At 75.6% G+C, this 15,627-nt stretch carries 13 protein-coding genes; 4 read left to right on the top strand and 9 right to left on the bottom strand.

The window, feature by feature from the left end; all coding sequences use genetic code 11:
• Positions 1-89 precede the first annotated feature (89 nt).
• The gene (locus ACU4ZT_RS01400) at positions 90-2,273 is read left to right on the top strand and encodes an alpha-galactosidase (RefSeq protein ID WP_445337677.1); all 2,184 of its coding nucleotides are present in this window, start codon (positions 90-92) and stop codon (positions 2,271-2,273) included.
• Between the two features lie 12 nt (positions 2,274-2,285).
• Here the strand turns inward: ACU4ZT_RS01400 and ACU4ZT_RS01395 are convergent, their stop codons facing one another.
• The 8 genes from ACU4ZT_RS01395 to aztB form a co-directional block, all read right to left on the bottom strand.
• Positions 2,286-4,478: an ATP-dependent Clp protease ATP-binding subunit gene (locus tag ACU4ZT_RS01395; RefSeq protein WP_414763593.1), complete on the bottom strand. Its 2,193-nt coding sequence runs from the start codon at positions 4,476-4,478 to the stop codon at positions 2,286-2,288.
• 78 nt (positions 4,479-4,556) lie between these two features.
• The gene (locus ACU4ZT_RS01390) at positions 4,557-5,450 is read right to left on the bottom strand and encodes a dihydrodipicolinate synthase family protein (protein ID WP_445337674.1); all 894 of its coding nucleotides are present in this window, start codon (positions 5,448-5,450) and stop codon (positions 4,557-4,559) included.
• Positions 5,451-5,529: 79 nt separating this feature from the next.
• Positions 5,530-6,513, bottom strand: coding sequence for an NAD(P)/FAD-dependent oxidoreductase (locus ACU4ZT_RS01385; protein ID WP_445337672.1), 984 nt, complete (start codon positions 6,511-6,513; stop codon positions 5,530-5,532).
• 85 nt (positions 6,514-6,598) lie between these two features.
• The gene (locus tag ACU4ZT_RS01380; RefSeq protein ID WP_445337670.1) at positions 6,599-7,795 is read right to left on the bottom strand and encodes a glycosyltransferase; all 1,197 of its coding nucleotides are present in this window, start codon (positions 7,793-7,795) and stop codon (positions 6,599-6,601) included.
• A gap of 284 nt (positions 7,796-8,079) precedes the next feature.
• Positions 8,080-9,291 (bottom strand): zinc metallochaperone AztD, encoded by a 1,212-nt coding sequence (gene aztD, locus ACU4ZT_RS01375; protein ID WP_445337668.1) that lies wholly within the window; start codon positions 9,289-9,291, stop codon positions 8,080-8,082.
• A 35-nt stretch (positions 9,292-9,326) separates the two neighbouring features.
• On the bottom strand, positions 9,327-10,259 hold the full coding sequence (aztC, locus tag ACU4ZT_RS01370) for a zinc ABC transporter substrate-binding protein AztC (RefSeq protein WP_414748557.1): 933 nt from the start codon (positions 10,257-10,259) through the stop codon (positions 9,327-9,329).
• A complete protein-coding gene (locus tag ACU4ZT_RS01365) occupies positions 10,256-11,488 on the bottom strand; it encodes an ABC transporter (protein WP_445337666.1) in 1,233 nt (410 codons plus the stop codon). Before ACU4ZT_RS01365 ends, aztC begins: the two co-directional genes overlap by 4 nt.
• A 55-nt stretch (positions 11,489-11,543) precedes the next feature.
• Positions 11,544-12,491 (bottom strand): zinc ABC transporter permease AztB, encoded by a 948-nt coding sequence (gene aztB, locus ACU4ZT_RS01360; RefSeq protein ID WP_445337664.1) that lies wholly within the window; start codon positions 12,489-12,491, stop codon positions 11,544-11,546.
• A 54-nt stretch (positions 12,492-12,545) separates the two neighbouring features.
• On the opposite strand from aztB, the gene aztA reads away from it, so the two are divergent.
• Positions 12,546-13,193, top strand: coding sequence for a zinc ABC transporter ATP-binding protein AztA (gene aztA, locus ACU4ZT_RS01355; RefSeq protein WP_445337663.1), 648 nt, complete (start codon positions 12,546-12,548; stop codon positions 13,191-13,193).
• A gap of 42 nt (positions 13,194-13,235) precedes the next feature.
• On the opposite strand, the gene ACU4ZT_RS01350 is transcribed toward aztA, so the two are convergent.
• Positions 13,236-14,345, bottom strand: coding sequence for a CobW C-terminal domain-containing protein (locus ACU4ZT_RS01350; protein WP_270980739.1), 1,110 nt, complete (start codon positions 14,343-14,345; stop codon positions 13,236-13,238).
• Positions 14,346-14,472: 127 nt separating this feature from the next.
• On the opposite strand from ACU4ZT_RS01350, the gene ACU4ZT_RS01345 reads away from it, so the two are divergent.
• Positions 14,473-14,829, top strand: a complete 357-nt coding sequence (locus ACU4ZT_RS01345; protein ID WP_214583673.1) for an Lsr2 dimerization domain-containing protein — start codon at positions 14,473-14,475, stop codon at positions 14,827-14,829.
• A 49-nt stretch (positions 14,830-14,878) separates the two neighbouring features.
• A complete protein-coding gene (locus ACU4ZT_RS01340) occupies positions 14,879-15,472 on the top strand; it encodes a GNAT family N-acetyltransferase (protein WP_445337660.1) in 594 nt (197 codons plus the stop codon).
• The last annotated feature ends 155 nt before the right edge of the window (positions 15,473-15,627 follow it).

Here is a 15,627-nt window from a genome sequence, read left to right as displayed (position 1 = left end):
CGTCGGCAGCCGCGGCGGCACCGGCGCCGGCAGCCGCACGAGCGCGGGAGGATGGATCCGTCCCCACCCGCACCGACGCGAGGAGCCCCATGTCCGACACCGCCGTCCCCTCCGCCCTCCTGCACCTCCGGGCGTCCGGCGTCTCGCTGGTCCTCGACCTCGTCGACGGCCGCCTCCCCGCCGTCGTGCACTGGGGCGCGGACCTCGGCGAGACGACCGCGGCCGACCTCGAGACCCTGGTGCTCGCGTCCGTCGAGCCGATCGTGGGCAGCATCGCGGACACGCCCGTGCGGCTGTCGATCCTGCCCGAGGCGCACACGTCGTGGATGGGCAAGCCCGGCCTCGAGGGGCACCGCGACGGCGCCGACTGGTCGCCGATGTTCCGCGTCACGGCCGCGACGGTCGACGGCTCGCCGCTGCCGTCGGGCGTCGACGGCCGGCCCGGATCCGCCTCCGCCGGCCCCGCGCTCGTGCACGTCGACGCGGTCGACGACGCCGCGGGACTCGCGCTCGCGATCGACGTCGAGCTGCTGCCCTCCGGCCTCGTGCGGATGCGCGCCGAGGTCCGCAACCTGCGCGACGGCCTCTACTCCGTCGGCGCCCTCCAGCTCGCGCTGCCGCTCCCGGCCGAGGCCCGCGAGATCCTCGACTTCGCCGGACGCTGGGGCCTCGAGCGCACGCCGCAGCGCCGGGAGCTGGTGGTGGGGATCCACGAGCGCGAGGGCCGCAAGGGCCGCACCGGCCCCGACGCCGCGACCCTCCTCTCCGTCGGCACGCCCGGCTTCGGCTTCCGCCACGGCGACGTGCGCGGCGTCCACGTCGCGTTCAGCGGCAACCACCGCCACTACGCCGAGCGCCTCTCCACCGGCCGCCAGGTGATCGGCGGCGGCGAGCTGCTCCTGCCCGGCGAGGTGCGCCTCGCCCGCGACGAGTCCTACGCGAGCCCGTGGATCTACGCCGCGTACGGGCACGGCCTCGACGATCAGGCCGCCCGCTTCCACCGCTTCCTTCGCGCCCGGGACTCCCACCCGCGCCGCGACCGGCCCATGACGATCAACGTGTGGGAGGCCGTCTACTTCGACCACGACCTCGCGCGCCTGCAGGACCTCGCGGATCGCGCCGCCGCGCTCGGCGTCGAGCGCTACGTGCTCGACGACGGCTGGTTCCGCCACCGCCGAGACGACCACGCCGGCCTCGGCGACTGGTACGTCGACGAGGCCGTGTGGCCCGACGGGCTCGACCCGATCATCGACCACGTCACGGGCCTCGGCATGGAGTTCGGCCTCTGGTTCGAGCCCGAGATGGTGAACGAGGACTCCGACCTGGCCAGGGCGCACCCCGAGTGGATCATGGCCACCGGCGGCCGCCTCCCCCGTCGGGCCCGCGACCAGCAGGTGCTCGACCTCGTGATCCCCGAGGCGTACGCGTACGTGCTCGAGCGGATGACGGCGATCCTCACCGCCCACGACATCGCCTACGTCAAGTGGGACCACAACCGCGACCTCGTCGACGCCGGGGTCCACCCGCGCGGCGAGGCGGGCGTGCACCGGCAGACGCTCGCGGCGTACCGCCTCATGGACGAGCTGCGGGCGCGCTTCCCCGGCCTCGAGATCGAGGCGTGCGCGTCCGGCGGGGCCCGCGTCGACCTCGGCGTGCTCGAGCGCACCGACCGCGTGTGGGTCTCCGACTGCATCGACCCGCTCGACCGCCAGCAGATGATGCGCTGGACCATGCAGCTCCTCCCGCCGGAGCTCCTGGGCTCGCACATCGCCTCGGGCGTGAGCCACACCACCGGCCGTGCGCACCGCCTCGCGTTCCGCGCGGGCTCGGCGCTGCACGGCCACCTCGGCATCGAGTGGGACCTCGCGCAGGCCACCGACGAGGAGAACGCCGACCTCGCGGCGTGGATCGCCCTCTACAAGGAGGAGCGCGCGCTGATGCACACGGGCACGGTCGTCCGCGCGGACGAGAGCGACCCGACGCTGCTGGTCCACGGCGCCGTGGCGCTGGACGCCGCTTCCGCGCTGTTCTTCCTCGCGTCGATCGGCCGCTCCGAGGTCTCCCCGCGCGGCCGCTTCCTGCTGCCGGGCCTGGATCCCGAGCGCCGCTACCGCGTGGAGCCCGTGCGCGTCGGCACCCCGGAGCCCGGCTTCACGGCCCCGGCCTGGTGGGACGGCGTCGAGCTGACCGGCCGCGCGCTGGCCGCGTCGGGCCTGCACGCGCCGGCGATGCTGCCCGAGTCGATCGCGATCCTGCGGGTGACGGCGGTCTGAGCCGCGAGGACGTCAGGCGCTCGGCGCCTGCTCCCCCGGCTCGTCGCTCCACGCGCGGCCGACCGTGAGGCCCTCGCCGTCCGGCGCGAGGTCGACCCGCACCGCGTCGCCGTCGCGGATGTCGCCCGCGAGCAGCTCGCGCGCCAGGCGGTCGTCGATCTCGCGCTGCATCAGCCGGCGGAGCGGGCGCGCGCCGTACAGCGGGTCGTGGCCGCGCTCGGCGAGCCAGCGGCGGGCATCCGGGGTGACGCCGAGCGTGAGCCGGCGCTCCGACAGCCGCACGCCGAGGCGGTCGATGTAGAGCTCCACGATCTGGCCGAGGTCCTCCAGCGACAGCGTCTGGAACACCACGATGTCGTCGAGCCGGTTCACGAACTCCGGCTTGAACGTCTGGCGCACGAGCTGCTGCACGGCCTGCTCGCGCTGGTCGAGCGGCAGCGAGGCGTCGCTGATGAACTGCGAGCCGAGGTTGCTGGTGAGCACGAGGATCACGTTGCGGAAGTCGACCGTGCGCCCCTGGCCGTCGGTGAGCCGGCCGTCGTCGAGCACCTGCAGCAGCACGTCGAACACCTCGGGGTGCGCCTTCTCGACCTCGTCGAGCAGCACCACGGAGTACGGGCGGCGGCGCACGGCCTCGGTGAGCTGGCCGCCCTGCTCGTAGCCGACGTACCCGGGAGGCGCGCCCACCAGGCGTGAGACGGCGAACTTCTCGCCGTACTCGCTCATGTCGATGCGCACCATGGCCTTCTCGTCGTCGAACAGGAACTCGGCGAGCGCCTTCGCCAGCTCCGTCTTGCCGACACCGGTGGGCCCGAGGAAGAGGAAGGACCCGGTGGGCCGTCCCGGATCGGAGATGCCGGCGCGCGTGCGGCGCACCGCGTCCGCGACCGCCCGCACGGCCGGCTTCTGGCCGATGAGCCGCTTGCCGAGCTCCTGCTCGAGGTGCAGCAGCTTCTCGGTCTCGCCCTGGAGCAGCCGGCCGACGGGGATCCCGGTCCAGGCCGCCACGACCGCCGCGATGTCCTCGGCGGTCACCTGCTCGTTCACGAGCCGGTCCTCCGCGGACGGCACCGACTCGGCGGCCTCGGCCTGCGCGACCTCGCGCTCGATCACCGGGATCTCGCCGTAGAGCAGGCGCGACGCCTTCTCCAGGTTCCCCTCGCGCTGGGCCCGCTCGGCGCGGATCCGCAGCTCGTTGAGCTCGTCCTTCAGCTTGCCGACGCGGTTGACGCTCGCGCGCTCCGCCTCCCACCGCCGCTGCAGGTCGCCGAGGGACGCCTCGCGCACGGCGATGTCCTCGCGGAGCTTCTCCAGCCGCGCCTTCGACGCCTCGTCCTTCTCGCGCTTCAGCGCCAGCTCTTCGAGCTTCATGCGGTCGACCGCGCGCCGCAGCTCGTCGATCTCGACGGGCGACGAGTCGATCTCCATCCGGAGCCTGGACGCGGACTCGTCGATGAGGTCGATGGCCTTGTCGGGCAGCTGGCGGGCCGGGATGTAGCGGTTCGAGAGCGACGCCGCCGCGACGAGGGCCGCATCCGTGATGGGCACCTGGTGGTGCGCCTCGTACCGGCCCTTGAGCCCGCGGAGGATCGCGACGGTGTCCTCGACGCTCGGCTCGCCGACGTACACCTGCTGGAACCGGCGCTCGAGGGCCGCGTCCTTCTCGATGTACTGGCGGTACTCGTCGAGCGTGGTGGCGCCGATGAGGCGGAGCTCGCCGCGCGCGAGCATGGGCTTCAGCATGTTGGACGCGGCGACGGATCCCTCGCCGCCGCCCGCGCCCATGAGCGTGTGCAGCTCATCGACGAAGGTGATGACCTCGCCGTCGGCGTCGTCGATCTCCTTGAGCACGGCCTTCAGCCGCTCCTCGAACTCGCCGCGGTACTTCGCGCCCGCGACGAGCGCCGCGAGATCCAGCGAGACGAGCTGCTTGCCCTTGAGCGAGTCGGCCACGTCGCCCGCGACGATGCGCTGCGCGAGCCCCTCGACGACGGCGGTCTTGCCGACGCCGGGCTCGCCGATGAGCACCGGGTTGTTCTTGGTGCGCCGCGTGAGCACCTGGCTGATGCGCCGGATCTCCGCGTCGCGTCCGATGACCGGGTCGAGCTTGCCGCTCTTCGCGATCTCGGTCAGGTTCACCCCGTACTGCTCGAGCGCGGTCTTCGCGTTCTCGTCGGTGGCGGGTGCGCCCTGCATGTTGGCCACTGCGTTCCCTTCGGTCGTACTTGAGTCGTGCTGGCTCAAGTTTACTTCGGGAGCGGACCCAGCGCCAGCGGACGGCGGTCACTCCCCCAGGCGCAGGGACCCCACGACCTCGGCGACGCGCGCCCGGGCGTCGGGCCCGAGGCCGCGGACGGGTCGCGGGAGCGGGTCGTCGCCGACGAGCCCGAGCTGCGCGGCGATCGCGGCGATCACGCGGTAGCTGCCGTGCGCGGCGAAGAGGTCCCACACCGGGCGCAGCCGATCCGACTCGGCGCGGGCTGCCGCGTGGTCGCCCGCCCGCACGGCGCGCGTGATCGCCGACACCGGGCCGGGGAGCGTGCCTCCGACGGCCGAGTACCACGCGTCGCAGCCCGCGATCAGGCCGGTCGCGCCCAGCGCGTCGCCGGACACGCCCACGGTGACCGACCCGGGGATCCGATCGCGGATCGCCCGCACGTCCGCCGCCGCCGCCTCGGGGTCGACCGGGACGCCGGGGATCTTGATCGAGGCGACGTGCGGGAGCCGCGCGATGGCGGCGTAGAGGTCGAGCGTGAACCGGACGTGCGTCGTGCCCGGGTTGTCGTAGACGACGAGCGGCACGGAGAGGCTCGCGGTGACGTCCTCGTAGAGGCCGAGCACCTCGTCGTCCGTGAGCGCCTGGTACGTCACGGGCGCCAGGAGCACCGCGGCGGCGCCCGCCTGCTGCGCGTCCTCGGCGAGGGCCAGGACGTCCGACGTGCCGAGCGCCCCGATGCCCACGATCACCGGCACCGGACCCGCGTGCCGGACGGCGGCGGCCGCGACCCGCCGGCGCTCGTCGCGATCGAGGTACATGTACGCCCCCGTCGACCCGAGCGCGGCGATCGAGTCGACGCCGGCGGCGGCCAACCGCTCCACCAGGCCCGCGAAGGCGGCCTCGTCGACGGCGCCGTCGCGCAGCGGGGTGAGGGGGAAGGCGCTGTGACCCGTGAGCATGGCATGTCCGATCGGTCGACGACGGGGGATCCCGCCACGGTATCGCCGGGCGCGGAGCGGGTCGGCTGCCCGGCCGCGCTCAGGCGGCGGCCACCGCGATCGCGACGTCCTCGGTCACCATCCCGGCGTTCGCCATCGCGCCCGCCATGGTGCCGGCGGCCATGGCGACGGGCACGTTCGCGGATCCGCTCGACGCGTTGCCGGCGATGAGGAGGCCGGGCACGCTCGTCTGGCCCATCGGATCCGCCGTCACGAACGGACCCCAGGGCGTCTCCTCGGTCGCGGCGCCCAGCACGCGGGCGAACCCGTCGCGGGGCGCGACGCCGGGCATCGCGAAGAGCGAGTCGAGCGGGAGGACCCGGCCGTCGGCGAGCTCGACGCCCTCGAGCGCGCCGCGCTCGCCGAGCACGCGCGTGACGACCGCCACCTCGATGCGGATCCCGCGGGCGTCGAGCCCGGCGCGCGTCGCGGCGTCGATCTCGAGCGGCCGGCCGTCCGCCGTCCCGCCCGCGACGAGGAAGGTGATGTCGGCGGACCACTGGCGCAGCATCTGCACGTGGTGGAGGCTGCCGGGCCCGGTGGCGAGCACGCCGATGCGGCGGTCGCGCACCTCCCAGCCGTCGCAGTAGGGGCAGACGACGACACCCGCGCCCCAGTGCGCGGCGAGGCCGGGGACCTCGGGCAGCACGTCGGCGAGGCCGGTCGCGAGGATCACGCGGCGCGCGCGCACCTCGGCGCCGCTGTCGAGGCTCACGCGGAAGCGCGGGCCGGCGGGATCCTCGATCGCCGCGATCCCCTCCACGCGCCCGTCGGCGACCACGCCCCCGTAGCCCTCGATCTCGCGCCGCCCCTCCGCGAGGAGCTGCCGCGGCGGCTTCCCGTCGTGGCCGAGCACGCCGTGCATGTGGGCGGCGACCGCGTTGCGCGGCTGGCCGGCGTCGACCACGAGCACGCTCCGGCGGGCACGCGCCAGCATGAGCGCCGCGCTCGATCCCGCGGCGCCGCCGCCGACGACCACCGCGTCCCACTCGTGCCGGCCGTCGATCCCTCGTGTGATGTCCATGGCTCGAGCCTCGCGGACCCGGGCGCTCGGCGCACGGCTCCTTGCGGGATCAGCAAGGCGGAGCCGCCTGTCGCGGCCGCCGACCTCAGCGCAGGAGCGCCTCGATGCGCCGCAGCACGTCGTCGGGCGACGGCAGCGCGCGCATCTCCGCGGCGACGGCCGCGGCGGCCGCGCGCGGGGTCGGATCCGCGAGCATCGCCCGGATCCGCGCCGCGATCTCGTCCGGCGTCGCGCGCGCGTCGAGCATCGCGCCCGCCCCGAGCTCCCGCACCCGCTCGCCGTTGGGGAGCTGGTCGGCGCCCAGCGGCAGCACGAGCAGGGGCACGCCGTGCGCGAGCGACTGCGTCATGGTGCCGGATCCGCCGTGCGACACGACGAGGTCGGCCACGTCGAGCACGCCGTCATGCGGCACGTACCGCTCGAGCCGCACGTTCTCGCCCGCCACCGCGAACCCGGCCGGGTCGATGTCGGGCCCGGTCGTGACCAGCGCGCGCACGGGCAGCGTCTCGAGGGCCTGGATGATCCGCGGCAGCAGGTCGCCCGACGCCCTGTTGAAGATCGTGCCGAGGGTCGCGTAGACGCGGCGCTCCTCCTCGCCCGCCGCGAACCAGGCCACGGCGGGATGGTCGCGGTCCGGCCGCGGGGCCTCCGGGCCCATCCGGGTGACGGGCGAGCGGCGCTCGCGGACGCGGCGGAACGACGCGGGGAACGGGATCACGGCGAGCTGCCCGTCGATCACGCACAGCTCGGGGTCGGGCGCCAGTCCGACCTCCGCACGGAAGCCCTGCATGGGCTCGCGGAGCTGCTCGATCCACCCCTCGGGCGCGGTCGCGAACACCTCGACCACGACGCACGGGATGCCGACGCGCTCGGCCGCGACCATGGCGCCGAAGTCCTGCCCGTCGCAGACGACGACGTCGGCCGGCCAGGCGGACGCGATCCCCGAGACGGCGTCCCGCGCCTCCCGGCCGGTGGGCCCGAGGAAGTACGGCGCCACGTTCCGCAGCACCCCGGACGCGGCGACGGGCGTCAGGACGCCGGTGCCGTCCTCCCGCCAGCTCGGCTGCGCGGTCGACGGCATGGTCGACACCTCGCGCGGGTGGAGGTGGTCGAAGCCGGTCTCGTCGAGCACGACGGACCGCGCTCCGCAGAGGGCCGTCTCGTGGCCCGCCGCCGCGGCCGCGTGCGCGAGGGGCATCAGCGGCCCGAGGTGGCCCCGGCCGCGCGCGAACGAGAAGAGGATGCGCGCGGGGCGGCGGGATCGGGTCGCGGTCGTCGTCATGCGGTCGGGCTCCTCCGGGTCGGCCGATGCCGGTTCGGACCCGACGGGGATCGGGAGTCGGGGCGGGCCGCGGGGATCCGGCGCGGACCGCATGGCGTGCCGGCAGCGGGAACGAGGATCGTGGCACGCCGTCGCCCGCCCGCGGCGACCGTGCCCACAGACGGGTCCGCGTCGCGTGCGCATCCGCCTGCGCACCCGCGGACCTGCGCACCCGCGCACCCGCGGACGCCGGACGCGCGAGGGGCGCGGAGCATCCGCCCCGCGCCCCGCGACGCCCCTGCGGATCAGCCCGCGGCGACCGCCATCTCGTTCGGCGTGACGTCGAGGGTCGTGCTCGAGCGCACCTCGCCCGTCGTGAGGTCCACCGCGTGCACCTCCTGCGCGGCCGGCTCCGTGACGTACCCGATGCCGTCGGCGACGACGATCGCGGGGTGCGGGTCCTGCCACTCGACCGGGCTCTCCCATGCGTCCATGACGGGGAAGGAGCCGGTCAGCTCGCCGGTCGCGGGGTCGAGCACGTGGATCGCGCCGTCCGAGCCCATGATGTAGGCCATGTCGTCCGGGCCGCGCGCGACGTCGCGGAACGTGTAGCCGACGCCCTCCGGCAGGTCGACGACGCGGAGGGTCCCCGCCTCGGTGTCGATCAGGGTCACGGCCTCGAGCAGGTAGCCCTCGGCGTCGCGGTCGGACTTGTAGTCGCCGACGATGATCGGGCTGGTCTCGCTCACGTAGGCGTTGCCCATGCGGCCGTACGGCTGGTCGGGCGCGGTGAGCTTGGTGATCTCGCCGTCGTCGTAGACGAGCGCGCCGTCCTCGCAGCCGAACACCACGACCTCGCCGGCCGCGGTGCCCTCGCCGTGGACGCCGGGGCACTGGTCGCTCTGGGCGATGACGGCGCCGGACGCGTCCCTGGCCTCGATGCCGTTCCGGCCGTCGGCGTTCCCGACGGTCGTGAGGAACGTGCCGTCCTCGAGCACGATCGAGACGCCGTGGTGCGCCTCGACGCCCGCGATCGTCTCGGTCTCGGGCATGCCGTCCGTGGTGGCGAGGGCCGCGGTGTCGAAGACCGTCGTGTCGCTCGTGCCGTCGGCGTAGAGGATCGTCTTGCCCGCGTGCCGGACGACGTGGCCGGGGGTGTCGGCCGCGAAGACCGTGTCCGTCAGCTCCGGCTCGTCGCCGGTGCCGGCCGCGGTGTCGAGCACCTGGAAGCCCTCGCTCATGGTGACCATGACGTGCCGGTCGTCGCCCGCGGGATTGAGGCGGGTGAACTCCTCGGAGGCGAGGTCGGCGACGGTCTCGAGCGTCTCGCCGTCGAGGACGAGGATGCCGCCCTCGTACGCGACGGCGAGGCGGGGGCCGGCTGCCTGACCGGATCCGGCCGCGGCGCCGGAGGACGGGGAGCCCTCCGGGGCGGGGGTGGAGCAGGCCGCGAGCGTCGCGGCGAGACCCAGGGTGACGGCGGCGATGCCGGTCCGTCGTAGTCGGGGGGTGCGCATGGTGGTTCCTTCTGTGTGGGAGGGATCGCGGGCGCTCAGGGGGAGAGCCCGGTGGCGATGCGCTGCGTGTTCACGCGCATCATGGCGAGGTAGTCGGGGGCGCCGCCCTCGGGTCCCGTGAGGGACTCCGTGAACAGCTCGACCACCTCCACGCGGATGTCGGCCTCGCTCGCGAGCGCCTGCACGAGGCGGTCGGGTTGCGAGGACTCCGCGAAGATCGTGGGGACGCCGGTCTCCTCGACCGCGTCGACGAGGTCGGCGAGGTCGCTGGCGGAGGGCGCGGCGAGGGTGGTGCCGCCGGGGATCACGGCGCCGACGACCTCGAAGCCGAAGCGGTCGGCGAGGTACCCGAAGACGTGGTGGTTGGTGACGAGGGCGCGGCGCTCGGCCGGGATCGCGCCGAACGCGGCCGTCATCTCGGCATCGAGCGCCTCCAGCTCGCCGCGGTAGGCGGCGGCCTGGTCGGCGACCACGCCCGGATCCATGCCCTCGATCCCGGCGAGCACGGGCTCCAGCGCGTCGACGACGTCGACCATGCGGGCCGGGTCCGTCCAGAAGTGCGAGTCGGGCATGCCCTCCGCGTCGCCCTCGGCGTAGTCGAGCACCTCGATCGCGTCGCCCGCGACGAAGGTGGGCACGTCGGCGGCTGACGCCGCGTCGAGGTGCTGCTGCAGCCCCTCCTCGAGGCCGAGGCCGTTCGCGACGACGAGGTCGGCGGAGCGGAGGCGCGCGGCCTCCTGCGCGGAGATCTCGAAGGAGTGCGGATCCGCGTCCGGCTTCATCAGCGTCACGACCCCGGCCTCGTCGCCCACGAGCTCCTCGACGACGTCGCCGAGGATGTTGGTGGAGACGTAGACGGTCGGGCGATCGTCGCCCGCGGTCGCGCAGCCGGTGAGGGCGAGGGCGGTCGCGGCGGAGGCGGCTGCCGCCGCGAGGGCGGCGGGCAGGCGCCGGGCACGCGCGCTCATCGGCCCGTCTCCGCGGTGAAGGCGGGCTCCGCCTGCGTGTCGAATGTGCGCGAGACACGGGCGCCGTCCGCGAAGTCGATCTCGTGCAGCCGCCGCTCGACCGGGCCCGCGAGGTAGGCGCGCTGCTGGTCGGCGACGAGGGTCGGGATCCGCCCGGCCGCCAGCGAGTCGGCGACGAGCGGGCCGGTGTCGGCGATCACGGCGCCGTCGGCCCCGGACAGCACGAGCACGCGGCCGTCGCGGGTGAGGGCGAGCAGGTGCTCGTCGGTGTCGTCGACCGCGGTCACGTGCACGAGCGGAGACGGCGCCGGGAGCAGCCGCCAGGAGCGCTCGCGGGTGTCGAGCAGCCAGATCCCCTGGTCCCCGGCGAGGGCGGCGACCGTCGGCCGGCCCTCGCGGTTGTCGAACGACGTGGCGGCGGGGGCCGTCGTGCCGTCGGGGTACGGGATCCGCTCGACGGTCAGCTCCTCGCCGTCCACGCTCGCGAGCAGGGCGCCGTCGGAGCAGCCGATCACGGCGCCGACGCGCGTCGTGATGGTGCCGGCCGCGTCCGGGCACGCCTCGACGAGGCCCGTGCGCGCGCCGTCGGCCGTGTATCCGGCCACCGTCGCGTCGGCGCCCCGGCCCTCGGTGACGAGCGCGAGGGACCCGACGGGCACGACCATGCCGGGGCCGGGCTCGCCGTCGAGGCGGAACCGCTCCTCCACCTCGCCCTTCGCGAGCGCCTCGGTGTCGAGCAGCACGGCCTCGCCCGATTCGGGGAAGAAGAGGCCCGTGCCGCCCGTGGTGGAGAGGTTGGAGGTCGCGATGGTCGCGGTGCCCGCGCCCGGGACCGTGCCGACCAGGCGCGGATCCGCCCGGTAGTAGTGGAAGTGGTCGACGTGATCCCACGTCCAGACGCCGCTGTCGACGATCTCGACGCCCGCGTCGGTCTGCGCGAAGAGGTACCGGCCGTCGGTGTCCATCGCGGCGGGGGCGCCGACGCTGCCGAGCTCGGCGACCGATCCGTCGAGGAGGTCGAGGTGCGTGACGGCGCCGGCCGGGTCGATGGACGTGAGGCCGAGGCGGGGCTCCGACAGCTCGGCGGCACCGGAGACGGCGCCGTGCCCCTCCCCCTGGTCGTCGGCGGTCGGATCCGCGGTCGGCGCCGCGGCGGGCGCGGTCGAGCAGGCGGTGAGGGCGAGCGCGAGGCCGGCCAGGAGTGCGGGAGCGGTGGTGCGGGGGCGCACGGGGTCCTCTCGGTGGGGTGGATGGCAGGGTCGCGGCGGTCGTCCGCCGCGGAGGTCAGGGGGCGGGGGCGGTGGATCCGGCGGACGGGCCCGCGAGGACCGGGTCGAGGGCGGCGGCGCGGGCGGCGTCATCGCGGTCGACCGCGCCGGCTGCGCTCCCCCGGCCCCGCGCGCGCAGCGCCGTGACGGCCGCCCGCGCCACGCCGGAGAGCGCGGCCACGGCGATGGCGGTGGCCGCCACCGACGCCCCGGCCGCGGTCGCCGCGTGCCAGGAGACGAGCAGCCCGACGAGCACCGAGGCGATGCCGAGCACGGCGGCGAGGGCCATCCGGGTGGGGATCCGCGCGGTCCAGTGCCCGGCCGCGACCGCGGGCGCGAGCAGCAGGCCGACGACGAGCAGGGATCCGACCGCCTGGTACGACGCGACGACCGCGAGCGTCACGAGCCCCACGAGCGCGGCCTGCGCCGAACGGGGGCCGAGGCGGAGCACGGCGGCGATGCGCGGATCCAGCGCGAGCGCCACGAGCGGTCGGTGGAACGCCCACGCGACGCCGAGCCCCACGACCGCGGCGCCGGCCAGCAGGGCGATGTCGACGGGCGCGATGGCGAGGATGTCGCCGAAGAGGATCGAGGTCGCGTCGGTGGCGAAGCTGCCCGAGTGCGAGACCACGACGACGCCGAGGGCGAGCATCGCGACGAAGAGCAGGCCGATGCTCGTGTCGTAGGAGAGCCGGCCGCGGCGCTGGAGGGCGGCGATCCCCAGGCTCATCGCGACCGCGCTCAGCGCGCCGCCGACGAGCACGGGCGCCCCGAGCACCGTGGCGAGCGCGACGCCGGGCAGCATGCCGTGGGCGAGCGCCTCGCCGAGGAAGGCCATGCCGCGGATGACGACCCACGTGCCCACGACGCCGCAGAGGATCGCGACGAGGGCGCCGCCGAGGAGGGCGCGCAGGAGGAAGTCGAGCGCGAACGGCTCGAGAATTCCGCGGGTGAGGAAGGACACGATCCCGACCGTAGTCGAGAATGAGAACGCTTATCAAATGCGTAGTATCGGAGCATGCCCCGTCAGCAGCCCGCCGTCGTCCTCCGCGGGATCCGCGTCGACTTCGGCGACCGGCGCGCGCTCGATGACGTCGACCTCGACCTCCCGGCCGGGGCCGTGACGGTGATCGCCGGCCCCAACGGCGCCGGCAAGTCGACCCTCCTCGAGGTCGTCGCCGGCACCCGCGCGCCCGCCGCCGGGACCCGCTCCGCCGCGGATCGCGCGGCCTTCGTGCCGCAGCGCGCCGCCGTCTCGGACCGGTTGCCCGTCACCGTCCGCGACGTCGTGACGGTCGGCGCGTGGGGTCGATCCGGGAGGTGGCGACGCCTCGACGCGGACGCCCGCCGGGCGGTCGACGACGCGCTCGACCGCCTCGGCCTGATCCCCCTCGCCTCGCAGGGATTCGCCGCGCTGTCGGGCGGGCAGCGCCAGCGGGCGCTGCTCGCGCAGGGGCTGGCGCGCGGCGCCGACCTGCTGCTCCTCGACGAGCCGACCACCGGCCTCGACGCCGCGAGCGCCGCGCGGATCCGCGCGATCATGCGCGCGGAGGCCGACCGCGGGATCGCGGTGGTCGCCGTCTCGCACGACCCGGCGGTGCTGGCCGAGGCGGACCGGGTGGTGCGGCTCGAGGACGGTCGCGTGGTCGGGGACGAGGCGCGCTGAGCGGCGCGCCTCGCCTGCTCCCGGCTCCCGGCGGCGCCCGCCTCAGTGCCGGTGCTCGGTGTCCCAGGCGGGGAACGGATCCGCGTACGCGCGCCACGCGTCCGGCCCCGCGACCAGCTCGGCGGGCTCCAGGAGGCAGGCCCCGAGGATCCGGTCGAGCGCCTCGCCGTCGAGCCCCTCCCCCACGAAGGCGATCTCCTGGCCCGCGGGCGACTCCGGATCCCAGCTCGGCATGCCGGTCGGGTCGAGGCTCAGCACGTCGCCTGCCGTCGACCACTGGCCGACCGTCTCCGGCCGGCTCGCGAGGCGCACGAGCCCGCGTGACCGCACGATGCGCCCCGCGGGCCCCGGCACGAGCTCGCACGCGACGGCCCGGCGCAGGCGGCCGGGGTGGAACGGGCGCGGATCCCGGAAGACGTGCACGCCCATCGGCGCCGCCTGATCCGACGGCCCGTCGGGCGCGGCCAGCACCGCGAGCCGCGCCGGCAGCCGCCCCGCCAGCGCCACCTGCCAGCCCATGCCCGCCGCGAGGCGCCGCACGCGCTGCCGGGCGATCCGCACGGGCACCGGCACGAGGGCGTCGCGGTCGCCGTGCGTGACGATCCGGGCGTCGGGCGCGAGCAGGCCGACCAGCGCGACGACGCGTCGGGCGTCGGCGGTCGGCCGCTCCGGATCCAGGTCCGCGAGCACCACGACGCTCGCGCACTCCAGCCGCCCGGCGAGGCGCTCGCCCGCGTCGAACGGGGCCGCGTCGTCGTCGCGCGGGTCGAGCAGCACGTCGCGGATCTCGGCGACCGAGGAGACGGCCACGACGTCGAGCACGCCGATGGGCGTGGATCCGGGATGCCGCGCCTCCACCACGTGCTCCAGGACCAGGGCGACCTCGAGCGGATCCGCGGCGGGCTCGAGCGCGACGACCGCGAGGCCGCGGCGGCCGTCGTCGACGTCCGCGATCAGCCCCTCGGCGAGCTCGGCGCCGAGCCGGCCGCTGTCGCCGTCGGGCGCCTCGACGACCTGCGGATCCGCGGCCTCGGGCGATCCGGTGACGGCGGCGGCCACTCGCGAGGCGGCGCGCAGGGTGCTCGCCGAGACGAGGGTCACGGCCAGGCCGCCGCGCGTGACGGGAGGGATGGCGTTCGGGTGGGCGTCCATCCGCCCAGCTTAGAAGAGAACGGTTCTCATCAAGCACCGGGAGGGCATCCGGGGCGGCGACCGGCGGGGCGGCCGGTGTCCCCGGCGCGACCTAGGCTGCGGGAGGGGGACGACGACAGGGAGACGCATGGCCGACGACAGGGATCCGCAGCGCGCCGACGGGGGCGCCGCGCCCGGCACGGAACCGCTCGAGGCCGTGCGCTTCGGGCTCGACGGGTGGGTGCTCGAGGTCGACCTCGACGAGGCCGACGCCCGCGCGCTCCGTTCGACGCTCGCGCCCTACGCCACGGCCGGGCGGCGCACCACCGTGACGGTGACGCCCGTGGCGGATCCCCCGCCCGTGTCCTCCGGCGCGAGCCCGGCCGCGACGGGCGAGCGCGCCGCCGCCCGCGCCTGGCTCGAGGCGAACGGCCACCGCATCGGCACCCGCGGCCGCATCTCGGCCACCCTCATGACGCTGTACCGCGAGCGCGACGGCCGGTGACCGCCGCGACGCACGTGACGGGCGCGACCCGTCCGGGCACGATGGAGGCGTGAGCGCCGCCGACCCCCGCCTGTTCCCCGTACTCCCGCGCCTCGAGGGCGAGCGCGCGGTCCTCCGCCCCTTCACCCCCGCCGACGTCGAGGCGATGGGGCCGATCCTCGCCGACCCCGACGTGATACGCCTCACCGGATCCGCGCACACGAGCGCCGAGGTCGCCGAGATGGCCGGGCGCCCTGAGCTCGACGACCGCACGCGCACCTGGTACGCGACGCGCGCCGACCAGCCCGACCGCCTCGACCTCGCGCTCGTCGACCGCGCGACCGACGCGTGCGTGGGCGAGGCCGTGCTCAACGAGTGGAGCCCCGAGGACCGGAGCGCGAACCTCCGCATCCTCATCGGCCCCGCCGGCCGCGACCGCGGCCTCGGCTCGGAGGCGGTGCGCCTGCTCGTCGACCACGCCTTCGCCGCGACCGACCTCGAGCGCATCTCCCTCGAGGTCCTGTCCATCAACCCCCGCGCCCGCCGCGTCTACGAGCGCGCGGGCTTCGTCGAGGAGGGCCGCCTCCGGGCGGCCTTCCGCTTCGACGGCGAGCCGGTCGACGTGATCGTGATGGCGGTGCTGCGGGCGGAGCGGCGAGGCTGATCCGGCCTCGTCCCGGTCCCAAGGGGAGCGCGACGGGCGCGACCGGGCCGGGACGACGACAGCCGCCCGGGAGCCGCCCGCGCGCTGAATCCCGGAGATGCACCGCGCTGACGCGCCGACGGCCGGCGTCCCCGCGAGGGAGACGCCGGCCGTCG

This window comes from Clavibacter davisi, from assembly GCF_052751415.1.
Note: the sequence above shows the minus strand (reverse complement) of the source record. Positions and strands in the feature narration are given on the sequence as shown.

Bases quoted from the DNA above. Each gene is read 5' to 3' on its own strand.
- ACU4ZT_RS01380 (WP_445337670.1), bottom strand. From the start codon at position 7,795: ATGACGACGACCGCGACCCGATCCCGCCGCCCCGCGCGCATCCTCTTC.
- ACU4ZT_RS01390 (WP_445337674.1), bottom strand. From the start codon at position 5,450: ATGCTCACGGGTCACAGCGCCTTCCCCCTCACCCCGCTGCGCGACGGC.
- aztA (WP_445337663.1), top strand. From the start codon at position 12,546: ATGCCCCGTCAGCAGCCCGCCGTCGTCCTCCGCGGGATCCGCGTCGAC.
- aztC (WP_414748557.1), bottom strand. From the start codon at position 10,259: ATGAGCGCGCGTGCCCGGCGCCTGCCCGCCGCCCTCGCGGCGGCAGCC.
- ACU4ZT_RS01385 (WP_445337672.1), bottom strand. From the start codon at position 6,513: ATGGACATCACACGAGGGATCGACGGCCGGCACGAGTGGGACGCGGTG.
- ACU4ZT_RS01400 (WP_445337677.1), top strand. From the start codon at position 90: ATGTCCGACACCGCCGTCCCCTCCGCCCTCCTGCACCTCCGGGCGTCC.
- ACU4ZT_RS01350 (WP_270980739.1), bottom strand. From the start codon at position 14,345: ATGGACGCCCACCCGAACGCCATCCCTCCCGTCACGCGCGGCGGCCTG.
- aztD (WP_445337668.1), bottom strand. From the start codon at position 9,291: ATGCGCACCCCCCGACTACGACGGACCGGCATCGCCGCCGTCACCCTG.
- ACU4ZT_RS01345 (WP_214583673.1), top strand. From the start codon at position 14,473: ATGGCCGACGACAGGGATCCGCAGCGCGCCGACGGGGGCGCCGCGCCC.